This window comes from Sinomicrobium pectinilyticum (assembly GCF_003725735.1).
GTDB lineage: Bacteria > Bacteroidota > Bacteroidia > Flavobacteriales > Flavobacteriaceae > Sinomicrobium > Sinomicrobium pectinilyticum.
In genome coordinates, this window is sequence record NZ_RJTM01000234.1 from 1 (window position 1) to 556 (window position 556).

Sequence of the window (556 nt, forward strand, 5' to 3'; positions counted from 1 at the left end):
GCGAAGCCTGGCACCGTATACACGGACATTGGTAAGCGCTTCCAATACAGCAGCAAATTTTACCCTGACGCGGTCAAAATCCGCACCGGCAATAAAAGATGCTATATAACGGTCTGTAGTTCCGGGGACCAATTCAATATTGATAGTTTCTTCCAGAGATATGCCGTCTCCGTTAGCAGTTTCCCCGTTAAAGCTCTCCAGGGTAAGACCTCCGAGCAGGGAAAGATCAGCTAATCCGCCACCTACTCCGATCTCTACTTCTATAATATCCCCGTTAAGTCCTCCGAACGGGAAGATAAGATCCTGCCATATTCCGCTGACAACACCTAACGGAGCATTGAGTTCCGTATAATTATCCGGATCGCCATCTACGGAAAATTCGGGATTAACCACATCACACAGTACACACACACCATTCACTCCCGGTTCCTGACTAACCGCATGGAAAGGGCTTAAAGGATCAGGGAATTCTCCCCCGGGAACATCGGTGGCCCTGTCCAGTTCATAGACATGCAGCCCTTCAAAAGCACTGGCAAGTCCCGCATCAAACGATACT

General features: G+C 49.1%; 1 protein-coding gene. It reads right to left on the reverse strand.

Going from position 1 to position 556, the window contains the following annotated elements:
• The coding region (locus ED312_RS24075) for a hypothetical protein (RefSeq protein ID WP_170164622.1) at nt 1-556 on the reverse strand (556 nt) is incomplete at both ends.